Origin of the sequence: Kineosporia sp. NBRC 101731 (assembly GCF_030269305.1) — a bacterium.
Classification (GTDB): Bacteria; Actinomycetota; Actinomycetes; order Actinomycetales; family Kineosporiaceae; genus Kineosporia.
Map to the genome: position 1 here is coordinate 1 of NZ_BSTC01000002.1, position 19,993 is coordinate 19,993.

Below are 19,993 nucleotides of genomic sequence, written 5' to 3' on the forward strand. Positions count from 1 at the left end.
CTCATGGAACCATCCTGGGCCACCGGCCCAGACACATCGACACTCAACGCAGGACTTCCGGATCTCGCCCCGTCAAGGGAAAGGGTTGTTCTGAGCCGCTGGCCTCAACTCACCCTGACAGACGGGGAAGTGCATCTTCAGTCACGTCAGCTCGGACCTTTAACACCGCAGTACTGGGAAGATCCCTAAGCTAGAACCTAGGTGCTACCGGCTCACGCCTGTGAGTGCTGCGTCAGAACTTTCTTTGGCCTCACCATCGACTGCCGGATCGCCTTTTGACATCAGCTTCCGGTCCGCGAGCCACCAGGCTACTAGTGCCATACCTGCCACTCTTCCCATAGATTGCAGGAGAGGGCCGCGAAGCAGGATGAACGAAAACCCTGCAAACATTGGCAATGACACCGCAATAACGGTCACGCGCCCGCTTGCTCGGGCAGCCATAAACATCTCGTCTGCCCGGCGTGCCAGCCAACCAACCGCAGCACCGATGATGATTACGCCGGGCATCCCGAAGTCGATCCACGCTTCAACCCAAGCGGGAGAGGACAGGTTTGTGGTGCCGACATAGATCTGTTCAGATGCAGCCTGACCTACCATCACGCCAGTGTCCAAAGGCTTTCCTGGCCAAAGGGTTCGAGGAACAGCGAATAGCACCGCGCCGAGGATCTGCCGACCGTGAGTGTGCCCGTACCGCTCGCCGTACCATATGCCGTTCGCCGTCATCGTCGACTGGTCGTAATCTTTGGTGCTGATCTTCTCGACTACACCGACAACCTGGATTTGACCCTCCTGGCCTCGGAAATAGTCACTGTAGGGAAAGAGCACTAAGGCCGTAATGATACCTGCGGGAATGATGAAGCGCATCGTCCGAGCCTTGAACCAGGGCATAGCAAAAGCAAATCCTATAAAGATCGTGAGCGCCCAGAACCTGGAACTGCTGATTGGGTTGTTCACAATCACGTTCAACGCAAGCAGCCAGAGTTTGAGTAGCTTCATCCCTGCGCTGCGCTTTTCGGGCTTTTTGTAAGTGATCACGATCCAGGTCACCAAGCAGATGAAGACCGGGACGGTCGCGCCCATACTAAAGAAAGCCGATGTCACCTGGGATCCACCGCCTCGGATCCCGGAATCGTTCATTGCTATAGCCAGGTCAGCGCGTGACTGAAAGAAAGATGCAGGTCCAAGCTTCGCAATATAGGCCAGCGTAATGATACTGGCAATGATAGTCAGAGATTTGAGTCGCGAAAGCGAAATTGGCTTCGCTTGTGTGACATCGAAGACGCGACGTTCGCGTGACCGCAAGTGCTGCCCAACCTCGAACGCGATGGCCCAGGCCAAGATCATGAGCTGCGCTTCGGGCAGAAATTCGATGTTAATCGTCACCGGCCACAAACTCGCGTGAGCCTGAGCGAGTGGAACAACCGCTCCAGAGATGTAAATCATCATCCAGCTGACGATGCTAACGATGCGCAGGTCACCGGTGTAGATGATGGTGGCTAGCCGGGAGACGGCGACGACCAGGATGATGAGTGTGATGGGGACTAGGCTTGGCGGTGCTCCAGGAGGGGAGCCTTCCAAAACCAGAAAACTGACTGGGATGCCCACGCCTGCCATGAACAACAGGCTCGCAATGCCAGGAGCGGTCGATTTTGGAGGTAGTACGAGACGGACGTCCTCCCGCTCAGTTAGTGAGTGCAGATCTCGTCCGCTTGCCCTGGTCAATGCAGTTGCACGCCCCTCCACTATCACCGGCCGTCTGACCGCAACTACCCAGAGTGCCGGATTTCGACTCGCCCATGACCCGCAAGCCCGAGGTTGGGACGTTCGACCGAGCGGAGAGTCGGGTCTTCGGTGGGGCCTGACAAGGCGGCTTGACCCAGCTGCATATCGGAGGCAGAACATGCCGCGCGAGCAGAACCAGATCGTGGTGCCTCAACGATGTCCGTCCCAGTAAGGCGGAGCCATCCCGGCCGTGACGCCATCCAGGATTCGGTCGATCTGGCCTCAACGAAGTCCGTCCCCGTAGGGCGGGAGCCAGCCCTCGTATTGCCGCCGAGTAGACCATCGGGCTCGGCGCCTCAACGAAGTCCGTCCCCGTAGGGCGGAGCCAGTCGCACGGGTTAGCGTCCTTAACATCTTCACACCTTTCCCTCAACGAAGTCCGTCCCCCGTAGGGCGGAGCCAGTGCCGCGCGCTGGTCACAGGTGCCCGGCTCGAGATCGCCTCAACGAAGTCCGTCCCCGTAGGGCGGAGCCAGCGGGCACCACGCTCGAGGCCGGCGCGATCGTCGTGCAGCCTCAACGAAGTCCGTCCCCGTAGGGCGGAGCCAGCGCGGCGGCGACGGCCACCGAGATCAAGCAACGCGAGCCTCAACGAAGTCCGTCCCCGTAGGGCGGAGCCAGCAAGACCGTGACGCAGCCCGTGGTCACCAGGAACGCGCCTCAACGAAGTCCGTCCCCGTAGGGCGGAGCCAGGTCTGGTCGCTGCGTTGACCAGGGCCCCCAGCAGCGCCTCAACGAAGTCCGTCCCCGTAGGGCGGAGCCAGGCGTATCGAGCTTCCTCCACATCGCCGTCTCACCGTGGCCTCAACGAAGTCCGTCCCCGTAGGGCGGAGCCAGCAGGCGCGTGGTGACCCAGGCACTTTCGGATTCCGGGCCTCAACGAAGTCCGTCCCCGTAGGGCGGAGCCAGGACCGAGTTCGTTCTCCGTGGGCGGTATCTCAATCCAGCCTCAACGAAGTCCGTCCCCGTAGGGCGGAGCCAGGGCTCGACCATTTTCACCCCGCTGACCTGCAGCGTCATCTCCATCTGCGAGCGCTCCTTTAATGTGGCTCAGCCTGAAGCTGTGTGTCCAGCTCGTCCATCGCAAAAAGGCCTCCTGACCTGGGCGCGAGCGCTCCAGCGTGAGGGCTTCGCCACCGGAGCGCTCGCGGGCACGGCGAACTGGTGCGGGCATCCGCTCGTCCATCTCCATCATCTTGGAAGGGGTCGGAACAACCCCATGCCGTAGTGGGAGAGCTGGCCGGCGACGAGCAGGCCTTGCTGGGCGGGTGTGATGTCGTCGGTGAACTCGACTCGCAGGTATTGCGCGTCGACGTGTGGCCCGCGTTGTCGTCGTTGGGGCAGTCGTTGGTATACGCCCATGACGGCGGGGCGCTCGTTGTCCGGCGTTGTGGTGGAGCGGCTGATGAGTGACACGTCTTTGATCGAGTCGCCCAGGCCGGGCGCTACGTAGTTCAGGTCGGTGCGCAGGCGTTTCAGGGCGTGGCGTACGGGGTCGTTCTTGCTGTGGCCGGTGGGGATGTACGGGGTGCTGCTGATCCAGGTTCGGCTGGTGCCGGTCCATTCCGGGGGGAGGAGTTCGTTGCCTCCTACGGCGGTCACGAGGACCTCGGTGGGGCGGCGTAGTCGGGCGTTCTGGTGGGAGAAGAGCTTGCGGATGCGGGTCAGGGCTTTCACCTCGTCGTCGGCCAGGCCGCCGGGTGACCAGACGATGATCTGGGCGATGCGACGGTGGGCGTCGGGGACGGTGAGGATATGGGCGTGCTGGTGGGTGCCCTTCAGCGGCTTGCCCTCCTTGTCCAGGCCAAGAAGATTGCTGGGATGGTCTTTTTCGCGGACGCCGTCGAGCTTCTTGGCGGCTGCGGCGTGCAGGAGGTCGGTGATCAGGGCGGTGTCCAGGTAGGCGGGCCGGCCTGGTTCGGCTACGTGGAAGCGCACGACGGTGATGGCCGGGTTGGTGGGGGCCGCGCCTGTCTGGGGCGCGGGGGCACGGGAGGTGTCCGGGGGCGCGTTGCGGTAGCTGATCTGGCGTGAGTCGGCCGGGTAGAGCAGGCCCTTGGTGCGGTGGTTGATGATTCTCGTGGTCAGGGAGTCGATATTGAGTGGTTGTTCCGGGGCCAGGAGGTGTTTCTCGTCGGTGTGGGTCAGGTCGGTGTCATGGGCCAGGGTCTCTTCGGGCACCCAGAGCTCTCCTTGCGCCTCGGCCGCTTTGTTCAGCACTTCCGCGGTGCAGAGGCTGTCGGCCCGCCCCAGGTAGGGCAACGACTCGCACAGGGTGACCAGCGCCTGGTGATGCTCGGGCTTTAGGTCGACGGGCCAGGTGATCAGCAGGGGTTCGCGGGGGTCGATCGCGGCGAAGGCGTCGAGGGTGCGGTCGGTCGACTTCTTGTCGCTGCTGGAGGCCCGGTCGGGGTAGTAGTGCCGGGTGTGGGCGATGAAGTGCTCGGGAACGAGGTACTCCGGCGGATCGGCCAGTTCGGCCAGCAGCTCGTGCACCACCTGCTCGTTCAGCTGGGGCTGGCGTTCCTTCCACACGGCATAGAGAGCCCGCAGGATTCTCCAGGGGGCCGGGGGCAGTTCGACCTGGCCCTCGTTCACGTGGGCGTTCCAAGGTGTGGCGTGGTAGCGGCCCAAGGTGAAGCGGACGGCGACGGTGGTGCTCACTTCTTACCGCTCCAGTGCACGACGATGGGGGCGCCGTCTCCGAGACTCGCTGCTGCGGCCGGGATGGCCTTGCGCAGTTGTGCGGTCAGCGTGTCCAGCGACGGTAGTTCGTTGTCGCGACGGTCGCGGATCTCGGTGTCGACCAGCTCGAGGTCGCAGGCGGTGCGCAGGCGCAGGCCGCCGTCCACCAGCGTCCGGATCTCCCACAGAGCCAGAGTCTCCAGCAGGTGAGTGGCTTCGGCCGGCAATCCGTAGGAACGCAGCAGTTCCACGTCGACCACGAACGAGGCCACGATGCTGGCCGCGGTGTACTCGACGCGGTGGAACGGGATCGAGCCGTATCCCTCGTTCGCGCCACCCAGCGACGACGCGGTCTCGTCGGAAAGGCTGTGCCGCACGAGGTCCGATTTACGGCCTCCCGAAGCCACCTCGGCCACATCGTGCGCCTCGATCACGGCGCCGATGGCCCGGGTGATGCGTGGCTGTGTCGGCCAGTTGGCCCGCCGGCTGACTTTGCCCTTGGAACTGCCGGCGAAGAAAACACCGTGCAGTAGGGAGAACGGGTCGATCGCCAGCACTGCGGCGGCCACAGCCCGGTAGTCCAGCGGAGTCTCGGCCTTGACGCCGATCTTCTCCAGCAGAACGGCGTCACCGCTGCGGCCGTCCCAGTCGCTGTCCCGCACATACGCGGAGAAGATGCGGTGGGCTTCCGTACGGCTGCTGGTGAGGTAGTCGGACTCGTCGGTGGCGGGTGCCCGGCGGATCTCGATGTAGGGCAGGCCATTCAGCAGCTCGACCGGCGCCTGGGCGGCATCGTCCCAGCCGGTTCCTTCGAGCCTGTTGGCCATCGACTGCACCGACTCCACGATCAGGCACTGTTGCGTCTTCAGCTCGGCGCCGATCCGGATCGGACGATCGAACGTCGCGGCACCGAGGTCGGGGAAGCCAGTGGGCTGGAAGGTCGAGCCCAGAACCGGGCGCAGCGCCACATCGAACACGTGACGCTTCACCGTTGAGGTGGTGCTCATTCCTGAGAATCCTCTCGTTTGAACGAAGGCACGATCTGTTGAAGGGCTTCTCGGTAGGCCCCGCTGGTCGCGGGAGCGAACAAAGCAGCGGCCAGACGCACGCCCCCCTTGCCATCAGCTGTGGGCGCGGCGAAGGCGTCTGTCTCCCGGGGCACACCCGCACCGGAGATCCGCAACCGCCGATGGGCTTCACGGCTCACGTCGTTCACCCGTCCCGCGCACAGGCGGGCCGGCCAGGTGTGATCCGGTCTCAGCAGCATCTCTTGAGGGCCGAAGGCATAGAACGGCAAGAGCAGTGCCAACGGACGCGGCCACCACCTCTGGTGTGCCTCTCGCGTGCGGTCACCCGACGCGTCCACCATTCGGGCTGTGTTTTCCCGATCTTCTGAGGTCCAGGCGAAGAGCAGCAGAGCGGTGAGGAGCTGCGCGAACAGATCGTCATCGAAATTGCCCTGTACGAAACGAATCAGTTCGTGCGGAGAGACCGGGGTACTTCCCTGCCACCGGGTGATCCGGCCCTGAACGGCCGGCCTGTCACTGTGGACGAGCGGGTCGGGGAGGGGTGTGTGCGCGAGCCGACGATGCACGTGGCCCAGCCTGGTCGGCATGTCCCGCGCTTCGATCAAGGGTGGACGATTCGACCAGGCCAGCCGCACCCGCGCTCGCGGTCCCTTCCCACTGCCCTGAGTCGGCTGGGTCGGCTCGATTGCCGAGAGGAGACAGCGCAGCGGCGATATCGCTGCCGACTTCGTCTCGTAGGTGGAGGCATAGGCGAGGGCCATCCGGAACTCTGCGCCGGCGGCCTGTTCGGGAGAGTTCTCGAACACTGCTGCGACCCACCCGGTGAGATCGCGCAGAATCAGCGGCCGCACCACTGCACGCACTGCTCCCGAGCGGGAGATCGTGGTGTGCAGCCGGGCAACGGTGCACAGCACGTCGATGATCGCGCCGGGTTTTCCTCGCGAGAAGGCGAGGATCGACGCGTCCACTGCTCGAAGGCCTCTCTGCACTTCTTGCGGCGCATGCGTCAGCGAGCGGAGCTGCTGCCGCCATCGGTCGAGGCCCTGCGTGAGCTGAACGCCGGAGCGGTGCTGCACGGGAACGGTGTCGACCACCACGGCGAAGGGGTTCTGCCCGAAGCGTTCCGCGACCACGACGCGGCGGAATCGGGTGAGGCCCTGGGCCACTCCCCGGCTGGACAGCGCTCGCGCCTGGTCGAGGCCGGTGCCGGCGGTGCGGCCGTTCCACTGGGAGCGTGCCTCACGGAAGATCTGGGTGATCTCTTCGATGCCGGCGGACTCGTCCCATTCGGGCAGCCACAGTTCGGCTTTCACGTCTTCCAGCGGAGCCGCGGTGCCGTAGCCGATGTTCGCCGGCCTCACCTGGAACGGCAGTGCGGTGCCGGTGTTGAGGGTGCCCTGCCGTCGTACGACGCCAGCGGTGAAGAACAGGGCGCCCTCGATGATGAACAGGAACGACCAGGGGTTGAGGAAGCCCTCCTTGTCGAGGTCTTCCCCGCCGCTGGAACTCACTCCCCCGGCCCGGCCGGGATCAAATTGGCCGACCGCCTCCCGCAGATACGGCAGCCCTTCGCGGCCGGTCAGCATCTGGAGCAGCCAGCCGGAGACCGGGCGCGGCGATCGGCCCTGGATGTCGCCGGCCAGAACGGTCAGGGCCCGGTCGATGTAGTTGGCCTGCAGTTCCTGGCGACCGAAGTTGCCGCCGGTGCCGAGAATCCGGCTGAACGCGAGCGCTGCTTCGCCGGAGCTGTTCTGGGCCGCTGCGGCAGTAGCGTCGAGCCAGGCGATGCTCTCGTCGGGAAGCAGGTTGCGGCACAGGGTCATGATCTCTGCCTTGTAGGCCTTGTCCCACAGGTCACCGTTGGCACCGGCCCACCCACGGGCATGACCGGCGCGGACGATGTCGAATCCGGTCTGCACCGCGCTCTTGAGCTGAGCCAGGCGGGGGTCGTCGCTGTCGAGCACCTTCTGCAGGCTGCGTTCGGCCTCGGCGCTCTTGCCGTTACGAGCGAATCCGGAGCCGGAGTTCCACGGCGAGACCAGGGGCAGGGGTTCGTAGACCGCTCCCAACCGTTCGGCGAGCTCTTCTGGTTCTTGCAGGGACTCGGTGAAGAGGGTGAACCGGCCATCGGGCCAGGCCGCCCGGGCCTGAGGATCGATGAGGCGAACGACGGCGCGCCAGACACCCAGAGCCTGCAGGTAGCCCCCGAGTGTGTCGCTGCGGCAGCCCTTGAGGATGGTGCTCACGTCACTCTCCTCCGGCTTCCGGCTTGTCGTATTCCTGGCTGGCCTGCCAGTCCGCGGCTCGGACCAGGGCTTCCAGAAAGGCCAGGCGGAAAGGGCCGAGGTCGGGGCGGTCGCGCAGCCGGCAGCTGCGCTGGGTCCAGGAATCACCGCCGATCTTGAGCGCGCTCGTGGAGATCTCGACCGGGTCGTGCGCGCGGCCATCAGGAGCGATCTGGGGAACCTGGTCGCCATGGTGAACGCTCTGCCGGGCGATGGGGTTGATGCCCAGCCGCACCTGGCCGTGGTGCGCGGCCACCAGGTAGGCGACCAGATCGGACTCCGGCCCGGTGTCATGCAGCATCAGGGCGCCCACCAGCTCGTGCCGCAGCCCGGCGCGACCGTCACGGAATCGGAGCCGGGCGCGGTTGCCGGACTTGGCCCAGAGCAAGGTGCGGTCTGCTTCTTCGGGGAGGTGCTCGCCCAGCGCTGCCTGGAACGCATCATGGGCCTTACCGATGTCGTGCTTCTCCCCCGCCAGCACGACTGCGGCCCAGTGGTCGGGCGACAGATCGGCGCCGGACTCGTAGATGGTTCTCAGCGCATCGGCCTTCCGGCGCACGTCAGCGCCGTGCTGGGCCAGGGTCACTCGCTCTGAGCAGGTTCGTTCAGGGGGCGTCGGTGGGGTGGTGGGCACCAAGGGCACAAGAATGAGGGACGCGGCATCCCACCCGGTCTCGGCGGTGTACCCGCCGTACCTGGTGTCCAGTACGAGGGTGGCTCCGGGCCTGATCTGGTCATCGGTGGCCCGGCGCCATTCGCCGATCGCCTGATCACGCACCCACGCGGAAACCCCCTTGATGCGCCCGGCCTTGCGCAGACCGGCAAGCAGCGACCGCAGCTGCCCGACCGGAACCTGACAGATCTCGTTGCGGTGCATCGCGCGTTCATCATTCGACAACGGCTGCGCCTCGAGATCCCGCCAGGCAACTCCCACCGTGCGCTCGTCCGCGTCCCGCACCCACCGGGAAACGTCGATGTCGTTGCCGTCCAGGTCAGGGCTGGTGTCGAACAGATCGATCAGGTCTTGCCGGCGGAGCACCGAGTACAGCGGCAGGTGCTCATCGACCTGGGCCTCTTGAAGCTGCGTCGAGGTGAGGTGCTGGTCTTCGTGGCTCCGCAGAAACTCGGCGCTGGCCTTGAGATCGGCCTCTTCGTAGGGGTGATGCCCGGCCCTACCCGGTGGCGTGACCCACCACAGCGCGGCCCCGTCGTCGTCACCTGCGCGATTGCAGCGCCCGGCCCGCTGCACCACCGACGACCAGGGCGCTGCCTCGGTGATGAGGGTCTGGCTGGTGACGTCGACGCCGGCTTCGAGTACCTGCGTGGCCACCACGACGGTGCCCTGCTCTCCGGGGTCTTGCAGCAGCTCTGCTGTCTTCTGCGCCCGGTCGAGCGGGCGGAAGCGGGAATGCACGAGGACCAGTCCCGGCTGCTCCTGGTGGGGAAGTTCCCCTATCCGCCTCTGAAGCTCGGCATGCACCTGCCGTGCCCGCTCCACCGTGTTGAGCAGCACGATGGTGCGCGTGGCCCTGACCTGGTGCCGGAGAACATGCCCGGCCAGCGCCTCGGGATACTTCTTAGCCTCCGTGGCCGTGAGCACCAGCTCTCTCACGTGCCGCGTTGCCTCAAGACGCTTCTTCAGTGGCCCTTTCCGATCGGCCGGCGACAGCTCGACGCGCCGGGCGCTGCTCAGCAGGTCGGGGTAGTCCGGCAACCCCGCCATCCGGTCGGAGCGCAGCGTCGCGGACATCCACATCGTGGTCGACGGAAGCGCCGAGCCCAGCTTGCGCCGCAGGCCTTCCAACTGGATCGATGTGCCCAGCCCAGGCCCCATCAACTGCACCTCGTCGAACACGAACTGCGCATCTGTGTGCAGCAATCCGAACGACATCGGCCAGGCCGTGCGCCCTTCCCCATATCCGCGCATCAGCAGCCTGGAGAGAACCATGTCTTGCGTGCCCACGAAGACGGCATCCGCGGCCGGATCAACCTTCCACGCCCGATCGTCGCTTGACTCTCCGCCCATGAGCTGGTGCAACGCCACAGGCGCCCAGCCCAGCTGATCGTGCAGGTTGTTCAGCCAGCGGTCGACAACGCCATGCGTCTGATTCACCAGGGACCGCTGGGGCAGGACAAGAATCAGCTTGCGCGGGGTGGCATCGCGCACCGCCGCCTCCGGATGCAAACGCTTGCGGTAGAGCCAGGGCAGCACCGAGGCCAGCGTCTTGCCCGTTCCCGTCGGAACCGAAAGCAGTTCTGGTAGGCCTTCTTCTGCAAGTCGACACTGGTAATCGTAGGGAACTGCATCCTCGTTGCACTCAGCGCGTTGCACGAAGGACGTGAAGTCCAGGGCCACGCCAACCTCCCGAGCCAAGATCCGGAATCTGATTCCACCGACTGTGCCGACGGAAAAGAGCGCCTGAACAGCGGTTTCGCAGTCCGCGTTACCGTCACTCAGCAAGCTGGATGCAACGTACACGGGCCCACCGACAATCTCGCCGGCTCACTCAAAACCGCCGATGCGAGGACATCTCGACAGACCATGGCACATCCGGGACCACCCCCAAGCTTTGTCCCTGGGGCATCGGGTCTTGGGGATGCCTCCACGTCCTGGCTATCCCGGTAAGGCCAAGCCAGGAGGTACCAGCTGTCTTTAGACCGACGACTGTCATCGTCTCAACGAAGTCCGTCCCCGAAGGGCGGAGCGAGTCGGGTGGGCATCGCGCATCTCGTGCAGGTGAAGCTCCCCTTAACGAAATCCGTCCCCGAAGGGCGGAGCGAGTGGTTTTCGCTGGCCGACGCAGCAGCGCCGAGGTAATCCCTCAACGAAGTCCGTCCCCGAAGAGCGGAGCGAGCAAGACCCTCGCCCTCACCTGGAACGTCCGCAACGCCCCTCAACGAAGTCCGGCCCCGAAGGACGGAGCGAGCCGGTACGCCCAGCAACGTGATGAGCGTGGTCGCCCCCCTCAACGAAGTCCGTCCCCGAAGGGCGGAGCGAGGAGTGCTCGACCCCCGAGATGTGGGTGAGGCTCTGGTCCCTCAACGAAGTCCGTCCCCGAAGGGCGGAGCGAGGGCTCGACCGATATCACCCTGCTGACCTGCAGCATTCCACCCCTGTGCGAGCGCTCCTCGCCGCGGACTCTGCATGAACCTGTCCTCCCAGCACTTCTAGAGCCAAAAAACCTCCTGAGCTGCATGCGAGCGCTCCAGCGTGAAGGTCTCCGCACCGGAGCGCTCGCATACACCACAACCTGATGTGGGCGTCCGCTGCCATCATCTCGCAGCGGGCCGGAACAGCCCCCATGCCGTAATCAATGGTCGACGGCCCGGTTCACGGGACGGCAGTTGGAGGATATGCCCGGACTGAGGCGACGAAAAGGTTTCTGACCTGGGAAGTGTCGATGGCTCGAGCAGATTCGCTCTGGAGCCCCGCAACGGGTCACTGCTCATTCGAGGGTGTCGACTTCCCCATACAACAAAGGACGCGAATCTCAATTGTGCGAACTTGTCATGCCACGTTCGTGCAACTGTCATCAAAAGTTTCACGCGCTGGATGCATCGGAAAACGGGGGGTTCGACGCGAACTTACGCGATAGCACCACCGTTCGCGCTGGGATAGCGATGTCAGCCGAAGATTGCGAATTTCACAAAACCCCAAGACCCTATGACTCGCCTGTGTAGACCAGTAATGTCCATTTTCGCCGGGTGGTTCCATTTCGCCCAACGTTCGTCGGCTCGATCATGGGGAGTTGTTGCTGGATATGCGTAGGCTTATTGCTGGTGCGGCCGTGAGTGTTCTTGGCGTGGGGCTGACCATCGGGGCTGGTGGTTCGGCCCATGCTGATGTCCTCGAAGAGCCGGGTGATACCGCAGGCGGGATTAGTGAGCCCAACACCTGGCCAGACCTTTCGGAGCCCGGTGCGAAGGAAGATCGAGCACAGGCGGAAGCAAAGCTAGCGCTGTCTGAGGCCATTTTCGTGTCTGCGACGGGGACCGGTTCCCAGGCGAGGGTGTCAAAGAGCGTTGCGCAGATGCTGGCCGACTATCAGGCTACCTTCGGCACCAAAGCGTTGAGCGAAGATACGGAGTCGGCACTACTTGAGGCAGCCCGGCCCGGTGGTTCCAGCACCAACTCCGACGGGGTTTCTACCAGAGCTGTGGACGCGCCCGAGCGCACTATATCGATGGCTCAGTATCCTCAGGCCAAGAACTACTATTGCGGACCGGCCGCTGCCCAGGCGCTACTCAAGGCCAAGAACTTTGGTGACAGTGCCGATAGCGGTCTGGCGCTCACGCAGGCCAACCTGGCACGAGATGAATACTTGACCACGGAGAAGAACGATGCGACGACTTGGGCCAGTTTCAGGATGCGCAAGGGCATGAATCGTTGGAGGGGTGACACATTCTTCGTCGAACTACCCAGTCCGTCAGGTTCTCGTTTTCAGTCAGCGGTTCTTACCGCTGTCAGCGGCGGGCACGGCGGTACAGTCGATGCTGTTGAGTATGCGGGCGGTTTGCACTACAACAACCATCCGTCCGATCGCACGATCGGACACTGGACCGCTATCTATGGCCACACCGCGGACGTGGTCAGTGTGAAGCTCGTTGATCCGTCAGCCTCCGATTCCGTTTCCTGGGGCCATCTGCCGGCCGAAAAGTTCCGATACAACACGAAGCAGTTCGCTGACAATTTCCTCGAGGCTAACGGAATGGTCTATTGATCCACGTTCGGCATCTCGCCAGTGCCATTTTGTGCTGCACAGTCGGGCTTGCAGGCTGCTCGGGGGCGTCGTCGGTAGCGGCGCAACCCCCGAGCAATTCTGCGTCGACGGCTGCGCCAAGTCCTGAGACATCGCCTGACCGGCCCCAGATTCAGATCGACCGAGAAATTGCCTTCATGATCGGAGTTTCGGATGCGGCTGCCGCTCAGTTCAGAGGGCCTCAGCGGACCCTGCATCCCAAGGCAGAAACGGCTGACCGAGTTGTTGTACCTACAGGGATCCCTTCAGAAACGACTTTTCTGACGACCGAGACAAAAGTGAACGCAATGAACGGCGCAGGTACTGCCCTCAGTTCATTCAGTCGGGTCGGCCTCTGGAGCGATGGCAAGGGATTCGTCGCCGTAGCCAAGACGGGAAAAGAGACAGCTGGTCCGATGGCGGGGGCAGAACGCCAGGTTATGGGGGCGACTCAGGCCGGCGACGATCTCGTGTGGATAGAAACCCCCAGCACGGATCTTGCATTCCTGGACTGGAGTCTGCGAACCGCCAAGTCCGATGGATCGAAGACCCGTGAACTGGCGCACAGCCAGATCCTCAAGGGCGATGCGCGTCCCCTGACCGTGACAGGTGGCACGTATCCCGTAGTCATCGGGGAATGGGTGTACTGGGCGGCATCGGTCGCCATCACAGCGGATCCCGATCCGGGAACCGCGGAGGATTGGGAGTTCAACATCCTCCGTACGAAGCTGTCAGAGAAGTCCAAGGTGGAGACCGTGGCAAGGAATGCGGTTATGCCGGCCGTGGCCGGTAGGGATCTGGTGTATGCGGCCCGCCAGAGTGAGACGTCGGACTCCTACGAAATTCATCGGATGGCGGTGTCTGGTGATGGATCAGATGAAATCCTCATTCGTGGAACTGTTTCCGGGACGTCGGACATTGTCGACTTGGCGGCATCGGAATCCTACGTTGCCTGGGGAGTTCGCTCGCCTGAGGTAGGCGAGGAGGGGTGGAGCAGAAAGTCTCTGCCCGGTCAGATCTTTGCCATGGATCTGGCCACCGAGGAAGTGAGCACTGTGGTTACGGCCGACGAGGTAGGCAGTGCGAATCTCTCCCTCACCAAGACGGGCGTTCTCTGGGGCAACGGTTCTGGCAACGGCGATCCCACCGAGTACTACCTGAACATGCCTACGCACAAGCTGTTCTCATTGGCCAAGAACCAAGGACACAGCGCCGTCGCAGGTGATCCTGCACATGACACCGTGATGTGGGCTAAGGGCACTGACGCCAAGACGCACCGAAGTCTTTGGCATGTGGCCGAGTTGGAAACCTCGAGCTGAAGCCCCCCGCCGGGCAGGCAATGGCCGGCAGGGACATCTGGAGGCCATGGTCGGCAGAGTGCTTCGAGGGAGTGATTAATGGCCTCTGCCGTCAAGGACGACGTCGGCCAGGCCGATCGTGCCCGGCGGCCGCCTGGTCAGGGCTCGCCGTAGCAGATCGCCCTGACCAGGGCCGTGGCCCGGATCTGACCCCCTCCGTCAGACCCGGGCCTCGTTCAGTAGTCCCGCCTTTCGCAGTTCTGCCAATCCTCGGGCGGCGTTGCTGCGCACGCTCGCATGAGCCATGCCGAGCGTCGCGGCAATTTCGTGGTCGTTCAGGCCCTCGTAGTACCTCAACACCAGCACGGCCCGATGTTTCGGTTTCAACCGGCCCAAAGCTGCCAGCAGTGAATCCCGTTCAGCCAGAACTCCGCTCTCGTCGGGCACCGGACGTTCCCCGATCAGGGCACTGTCAGACAGCGACTCGCGGTGAAACCCCCGACGCCAGAACGACGTCGCCGCGTTGACCAGCATCTGCTTCACATAGGCCTGCGGGTTGAGGGCAGCACTGACCGTGTCCCACTTCAGCAGCACCTTCGCCAGCACGTCCTGCAGCAGATCTTCCGCATCGGCGTTCGACCGCGTCAGACCCCGGGCCATCGACAGCAGCCGCGGCGAGTTGTCCCGCACGAATTCCTCGAAGCCAGGAGCTCGGTCAATCGACGGCTCCTGCCAGGGGCGCCTCACTGGACGGCCCCGGTCGCGCTCGGGAGATCGCTCGTTCCATCACCAGACAGGCGATGCAGTGGCCCCTCTTTTCCAGGTTCTGGCACCTCACCCACCAGCCGGGTGACCGCCGGGAAGAGCCAGGAGAACGTGTTGACAGACGTTCGACTGGCCAGGTCGCCCGCCGCCGAACCAACGTTCAGGATCACCACGGCGTCCCCCACCACCACGACATCGCTCGCCAGCGTCAGTCCCTCGGAGTTGGTTCCCGCCGTCTCGAGTGTCGGTAGATTGACTTCGCCGGACCAGGTCACCCTCTTGGGAGCCTCTCCCGGGGCATTGGCATCGCAACCGACCGATGCTGCCCGTAGTTGGTCGTGGACCTCGGTCGCCAGGTCTGGCCGGCCGGGCCACTGCAACACCGTCTCGGAGACCATCCAGGCCGGTACCTCGGCCTCCCCCTGCGAGACGTAAGTCTGCCTCCACCCCGTCTCTGGAGCCTCGACATCCAGCACCTCGGCATCACCGCAGACGTCCTGCGGGACCTTCTGACCGGAGACGTCTTCAGGATCGTCAAGACCGTCAAGATCGGCCAGGCCGAACGTTTCCCCGTCGAGGTATGGTGCACCGCCCTCAGCGGGCTGGGCGAGATCTTCCGGCCGTAGTAGAGACGCCTTGGTCAGCGGGGGAACGGTCAAGGCCTTGGTAGCGGACGGCGTCGGCCGGGTCGGCACGGTATGGCCTTCGGCTTTCGTCCACCACGGCGAGACCACCATGGTCACTGCGGCAGCCGCGGCCATGGTGACCGCGCCGGACACCAGCGCCTGACGCCGACGATGCTGCCTTCGGGCCCGGCGCTCAATCGCCCCCAGGTCCGGAACCGAGCCATGGGACGACCGCAGCCCGTCCCGAAAGAGGGCTATCACCGGGGCATCGCCCGCAGCAGGATGATCCAGGTCGAGGTCGGGCGGTTCGTCGCCCTGCCATCCACCGTCGTTTGCGCTCATGCCCCTTAGACGCGTCCATAGGCGACTTTTGTGGCAACTTTCTCAGACGATTCACAGGATGGGGCGCACCTCAGTCCGCCGGCACAGGCACCCCGTGGCCGGGCGAGCAGGTGGCATGAGCACCATCAGGGTCGCCCGCTGCTTCGCTCCCGGCATCCTTCATCGGAGGACCACGAACCGCATCACCGCATCGGGGAGCACCGCTCACGTGGGGACGCGCAGCCGATGCGGGGCGCTGGAGCGTTCAGTAGCCGGCGGTCTCCGTCTTTGACGGTCGGTTGTCCGGACCCTCGTGGAGATGGCAGGCGCCCTCGACAAAGAATGTCGTGTTACCGCCCTCCATCAAGGTAATGTTGCCACCCTGACCGTTTTTGATGACCAGATAACGGTTCTGAGGCTCGTCGTCTATGACGACGATCTTGGTGAAGCCGTACTGTGCGGCAACCTCGATGATCTTCTGCCATACCTGTGGCCAGACTGCATCCGGAGCACTTCCCGTAGCGAGGCCAGCGTCGTACCAAGCATGCTCAGCATCATCAATCTGAGCGAACGGCGACAGACATCCGCCGGTCTCGATCTCTCTGGCCTTGGCTACGTCCCATGTCAGCTCGGGCGCCAGGTCGTCGAAGACCTTACGAAGTTCCTTCGCCAGCGCCAGATAGTCCTTCTCCGCCTGTTCGAAGGTGGGGCGCTTCTCGAGCTCAGCCCTGGCCTCTGGTTGCGTCATGGGCGCGCCCACGAGTTTTCTCACCGTTCCTGAGCATCCGGCGCCCGTGAGCGCTAAACCCACTACGAGGAACACCGCACCTACGCGCCGGGTCAGCTGGCCGAGGGGGTTCGCGGAAGTCCACCTTTCATCGGCATCTTGGGTCAGCTGCTCGAAGATGTTATCCATACCCGCTTTGACGCTCTGTTGCGGCTGCGCCGTGATCCCATCAGCGCATAGTCTCGGAGCGTGAAGAAGCTCCGTCTTGCCGCTCGCACATTTGCCCTGCTCTTCACTCGGCTCCGTCTGTTCGTTCAGCCAGTCGGCAATGATGGCTTGACCGCTTGGGAACGTCGACGGCTGGCGAAGCGCTATCTTGCCCGTGCCGGCCGCTTACGATCGCAGTCAAGCATGGATGCTCTAGAGACCCGGATCCGGGTGCGCCGCGCTGCGGGAGAAATTCGCCAATAGAGAGCACCCCAGCAGTGCAGGGCAATTGGAGGCACAGTTGAGCGTCTCCGCCTGACCGGCGGTTCCCACCACTCCAGCTCTCTTCGCCGCGGTGGGCGAACAAGCGTCTCGGCAGCCCTGCGGAACTCGTGCTGCACCGCTGTGCGGACGACCGCTATGCAGGCCCTTTAGGGCCGATATCTCAGCTGCCTGAGCCGAGAGTTCACTCTGTGTGCCGTGTCACCGTATCAACCGTTGTCCCCCTCTACTCAGTGGTAGATAGCGTGTGGTCTTGGATCAGCGGAGGTGGGGAGCATGACCGAAAACTTCGAGGTCTCTGTGAGCGACCTACGCGTCTGCGCGCGTCAGGCCGAAACGGCCGCCAGTGTTGTGGGAAAGCTCGACCCAGGTGCCGATCTCACCTCGGCCTCACACGAGATCCCGGGAGCCGACAGCGTTGCCGCTCTGACACAGGTCGCGTCCAAATGGGACAGCGATCTCAAGCTGTGGCGCGACACCATGCAAGAGTTCAGTGAAGGGCTCGACAGCGCTGCGACCGGATACGAGAGCAGCGACGAGGCGGGCGCCCAGGCGTATGCAGCGCTGAGCCCGGAATACGGTCTCGTGCCGGAGGGCTCAGCTGCCCTGGATCTGAATAGCCGCCCGCCCAGCGCATACGGCTTGAACCCCGATGTTCCCGACCTAGACCTCTCGGTGCTCAAGAGGGGCAATGAGTGAGCGCGGACTGGGCGCAGGTCAGCCTCTGGAGGTCAGCTCCGCTTGAGGAGAAGGCCGAGAGCCTGCACACGACGGAGAACACCCTGGTCCAGCTCGGATACGACATGTTCGGTTCCGGTCTCGGAGTGTGGACCGGCGCAGCCGCACTGTTCGCCGGGATCCAGCGGAACCTTCTGAAGGAAAGCCTGGAAGACCGCATCACTGAGGTATCAGCCGTCCGCCGGGCCTTGCACGATGCATCAGACTCTGTCGCCTCGGTGGAACACGCGGTGAAGGTGGCCACGGAGTACGCGGCGGACAACGGCCTGTGGATCGCCGGCGACGGAACGGTCAACGACGAGCGCGGTGTGACCGTCATGGGCGACAGCTCGGATCAGGACGTCGACTCAGCGCTGGCCGACCGCCAGAGCACCATCAACGAGTGTCTGATGCTCGTGGAGGAAGCAGTACGTCGCGCTTACTACGTCGACCAGGACCTGTTCGCGGTGCTGAACGATGGGGTGCTGAGCGGCAGCCTGGCCCAGCGAGACGCGGCCGACTTCAGGCAAGCGGAGCGCGATGGGGCCGGAGCAGGAAAGCTCGGTCCCTACAAGCCTCCCCAAGACAGCGCGACGCCCGCGCAGAACGCCGCCTGGTGGGCAGCTCTCACCCAAACCGAGCAGGACGGGATTCGGCGGGACCACCCCGAATGGATAGCCAACCGCGACGGCCTCAGCGCCAAGCTACGCAACGAAGCGAATGAAACACTGTTGAAGCGCTACACCGACCAATACACCGCCGAGTACAACGAACTCGACGCGTATTTCAAGGCCAAGATTGCTGAACATCCAGATGCAGAGAGGGTTATCGAGGAAACGGACGACAAGAGTGCCCGTTACCTATGGCTTCGGGAAGAGGTGATGCCAGCACTGAAAACACTGAACAAGATCGCGAGCACCTCGGATGAAACCTCACCGCTCCTCGAACGCCAGATTCTCGGACTGAAAATCCTTCCTGGCGAACGTGTTCAAGCTATCATTGCGGCCGGTGACGTAGACTCTGCCGACAACGTATCCGTCTTCACGCCGGGCTTCACCACGACTACATCGAAGCTCGACGGCTACGACCAGAAGATGCTCGAGCTGAAACGGCGGGCCGAATTCATTGCGGCGAGCAGTGATGACAGCGACGATCAGCCGACCGTGGCAACGGTGACCTGGCTCGATTACCAGGCCCCGCAGTGGAGCACCGTGGCATCGAGCAACTCCGTGCTGTCGGCGCACACCGCTCGTTCCGCGGGTGTCGATCTCGCCGATTTCTACGAGGGCCTCAATGTCTCGCGCGCCGACGATCCTCATCTCGTCGCGCTCGGACACTCGTACGGATCCGCCGTGACCGGTGCAGCCCTGACGAAGGAGTCAGGAATCGATGACGCGGTAGTGTTCGGCTCTCCAGGCCTCCCCATCGAGAACGTTGACCAGTTAAAGCTTCATGGCACTCTCTACAACGAGCAAGCCCAAGGTGACCGGTTCGTAGGAGAATCGTGGGCCACGGGCTTCGACCCGAACTACATGGCCGACACGGTGCAGCTGGACACCGGAGCCAGCACCGGTGCGGACAAGACACCGCTGGCAGCTTCGCACGGCCACAGCGAATACCTCAATAATCGCACCACGAGCCAGAACAACCTGGCTGCCGTGATCGCCGGCCACCCCGAACAGACGGTCGAGAAGAAATGATCTCAGGAGTCGCCGCGATGGAACGGAATCCGACCGAAAACCATCATGGATCAAAGACACCCCGCGCTCTTCGGCGGCTGGCTGGGGTTTCCGTTCTGGTCGCCTTGGCGATCACCGGATGCGGATCAACAGGAAGTTCTGCGAGGTCGGACATGGATCTTCAAAAACAGCTACAGGCGCGCCCCTCCTTCGCCCAGGCCGGCGCGGACTACAAGGCGCTGCTGGAAGAGGTGCGCGATCTGCTCTCAGACGTTGAGCCAGATCTCACCTGGGACAACGACGGCGCACGCCAGAGCGGCGAGAGCTTCTGCAGTGAGCCGTTCACCGACGTTCCGGATGCCCGTTATGCGATCTATGACGTCGGTACCGGCAAGGGAGCATTGCCGGAAGACCGCTGGTCGGAAGTTCAGAACAAGGTAGCCACCGTGGCTGCTCAGTACGGGTTCACCGAGATCGCCCTGGAGAACCACACCCCCGGCAACCTCATATTGGTCATCGCCGGCCCGTGGGACAACACCCTGGAACTGCGCAGCGCCAAGAACACCACCCTCGCCGTCTTTGGAGGATGCTTCATCAAGTCCGAACCCTCGGAAAACCCCTCGGGGTCCTGATTATCCGCACAGCTCATCGACTCGGAACACGGGCCGTGGGTCTCACGATGGTCGAGAAAAACCCTCCACTGCAAAACTTCCTGCAGTTCGCGGAACACACCATCACCGCCTGGCGAAGCCACCTGCCGGCACCCAGGACCTTACCCGAGGCAACCGCGCTCTAAGCAAGACCCACGAATCCCGGCGGGGCCCAGGGCTTTTCCCTTTGCCCCCGGACAAAG

Annotated in this window: 13 protein-coding genes and 1 CRISPR repeat array; of the genes, 5 read left to right on the plus strand and 8 right to left on the minus strand. The window is 63.7% G+C overall.

All coding sequences use genetic code 11. The annotated features are described in order from the left end of the window. Positions 1–204 precede the first annotated feature (204 nt). The 5 genes from QSK05_RS07160 to cas3g form a co-directional block, all read right to left on the minus strand. Positions 205–1,614 carry a hypothetical protein gene (locus QSK05_RS07160; protein WP_285595205.1) on the minus strand — a complete coding sequence of 470 codons (1,410 nt, stop codon included), beginning with the start codon at positions 1,612–1,614 and terminating at the stop codon, positions 205–207. Positions 1,615–2,221: 607 nt separating this feature from the next. Further along, a CRISPR array of direct repeats spans positions 2,222–2,763; the repeat unit is 36 nt; unit sequence GCCTCAACGAAGTCCGTCCCCGTAGGGCGGAGCCAG. A gap of 209 nt (positions 2,764–2,972) precedes the next feature. Beyond that, positions 2,973–4,445: a type I-G CRISPR-associated protein Csb2 gene (gene csb2 / locus QSK05_RS07165; RefSeq protein WP_285595207.1), complete on the minus strand. Its 1,473-nt coding sequence runs from the start codon at positions 4,443–4,445 to the stop codon at positions 2,973–2,975. Continuing rightward, positions 4,442–5,473, minus strand: coding sequence for a type I-G CRISPR-associated RAMP protein Csb1/Cas7g (gene cas7g / locus QSK05_RS07170; protein ID WP_285595208.1), 1,032 nt, complete (start codon positions 5,471–5,473; stop codon positions 4,442–4,444). The genes csb2 and cas7g overlap by 4 nt, the downstream gene beginning before the upstream one ends. After that, positions 5,470–7,740, minus strand: a complete 2,271-nt coding sequence (gene cas8g1, locus QSK05_RS07175) for a type I-G CRISPR-associated protein Cas8g1/Csx17 (protein ID WP_285595210.1) — start codon at positions 7,738–7,740, stop codon at positions 5,470–5,472. Before cas8g1 ends, cas7g begins: the two co-directional genes overlap by 4 nt. Before the next feature lies 1 nt (position 7,741). Further along, positions 7,742–10,135 carry a type I-G CRISPR-associated helicase/endonuclease Cas3g gene (cas3g, locus tag QSK05_RS07180; RefSeq protein WP_285595211.1) on the minus strand — a complete coding sequence of 798 codons (2,394 nt, stop codon included), beginning with the start codon at positions 10,133–10,135 and terminating at the stop codon, positions 7,742–7,744. Between the two features lie 1,447 nt (positions 10,136–11,582). Between cas3g and QSK05_RS07185 the strand changes: the two genes are divergently transcribed. Further along, a complete protein-coding gene (locus tag QSK05_RS07185) occupies positions 11,583–12,500 on the plus strand; it encodes a hypothetical protein (RefSeq protein WP_285595214.1) in 918 nt (305 codons plus the stop codon). Positions 12,501–12,676: 176 nt separating this feature from the next. After that, the gene (locus QSK05_RS07190; protein ID WP_285595216.1) at positions 12,677–13,837 is read left to right on the plus strand and encodes a hypothetical protein; all 1,161 of its coding nucleotides are present in this window, start codon (positions 12,677–12,679) and stop codon (positions 13,835–13,837) included. 198 nt (positions 13,838–14,035) lie between these two features. Here the strand turns inward: QSK05_RS07190 and QSK05_RS07195 are convergent, their stop codons facing one another. The 3 genes from QSK05_RS07195 to QSK05_RS07205 all read right to left on the minus strand — a co-directional run bounded on the left by QSK05_RS07195 (position 14,036) and on the right by QSK05_RS07205 (position 16,444). Continuing rightward, a complete protein-coding gene (locus QSK05_RS07195; protein WP_285595218.1) occupies positions 14,036–14,506 on the minus strand; it encodes a SigE family RNA polymerase sigma factor in 471 nt (156 codons plus the stop codon). Between the two features lie 53 nt (positions 14,507–14,559). Then, the gene (locus QSK05_RS07200; RefSeq protein WP_285595220.1) at positions 14,560–15,360 is read right to left on the minus strand and encodes a hypothetical protein; all 801 of its coding nucleotides are present in this window, start codon (positions 15,358–15,360) and stop codon (positions 14,560–14,562) included. A gap of 433 nt (positions 15,361–15,793) precedes the next feature. Next, positions 15,794–16,444, minus strand: a complete 651-nt coding sequence (locus QSK05_RS07205; RefSeq protein ID WP_285595222.1) for an LppA family lipoprotein — start codon at positions 16,442–16,444, stop codon at positions 15,794–15,796. Positions 16,445–17,020: 576 nt separating this feature from the next. Between QSK05_RS07205 and QSK05_RS07210 the strand changes: the two genes are divergently transcribed. The 3 genes from QSK05_RS07210 to QSK05_RS07220 all read left to right on the plus strand — a co-directional run bounded on the left by QSK05_RS07210 (position 17,021) and on the right by QSK05_RS07220 (position 19,772). Next, entirely contained in the window at positions 17,021–17,443 is a 423-nt protein-coding gene (locus tag QSK05_RS07210; protein WP_285595224.1) for a WXG100 family type VII secretion target, read from the plus strand. Further along, positions 17,440–19,161: an alpha/beta hydrolase gene (locus tag QSK05_RS07215; protein ID WP_285595225.1), complete on the plus strand. Its 1,722-nt coding sequence runs from the start codon at positions 17,440–17,442 to the stop codon at positions 19,159–19,161. The genes QSK05_RS07210 and QSK05_RS07215 overlap by 4 nt, the downstream gene beginning before the upstream one ends. A gap of 152 nt (positions 19,162–19,313) precedes the next feature. After that, on the plus strand, positions 19,314–19,772 hold the full coding sequence (locus QSK05_RS07220; RefSeq protein ID WP_285595227.1) for an LppA family lipoprotein: 459 nt from the start codon (positions 19,314–19,316) through the stop codon (positions 19,770–19,772). Positions 19,773–19,993: the final 221 nt, after the last annotated feature.

Excerpts from the sequence above, each read along its gene's own strand:
- QSK05_RS07220 (WP_285595227.1), top strand. The coding sequence starts at position 19,314 with ATGGATCTTCAAAAACAGCTACAGGCGCGCCCCTCCTTCGCCCAGGCC.
- cas7g (WP_285595208.1), bottom strand. The coding sequence starts at position 5,473 with ATGAGCACCACCTCAACGGTGAAGCGTCACGTGTTCGATGTGGCGCTG.
- QSK05_RS07210 (WP_285595224.1), top strand. The coding sequence starts at position 17,021 with ATGACCGAAAACTTCGAGGTCTCTGTGAGCGACCTACGCGTCTGCGCG.
- QSK05_RS07205 (WP_285595222.1), bottom strand. The coding sequence starts at position 16,444 with ATGGATAACATCTTCGAGCAGCTGACCCAAGATGCCGATGAAAGGTGG.
- QSK05_RS07190 (WP_285595216.1), top strand. The coding sequence starts at position 12,677 with ATGATCGGAGTTTCGGATGCGGCTGCCGCTCAGTTCAGAGGGCCTCAG.
- QSK05_RS07160 (WP_285595205.1), bottom strand. The coding sequence starts at position 1,614 with ATGGCAGGCGTGGGCATCCCAGTCAGTTTTCTGGTTTTGGAAGGCTCC.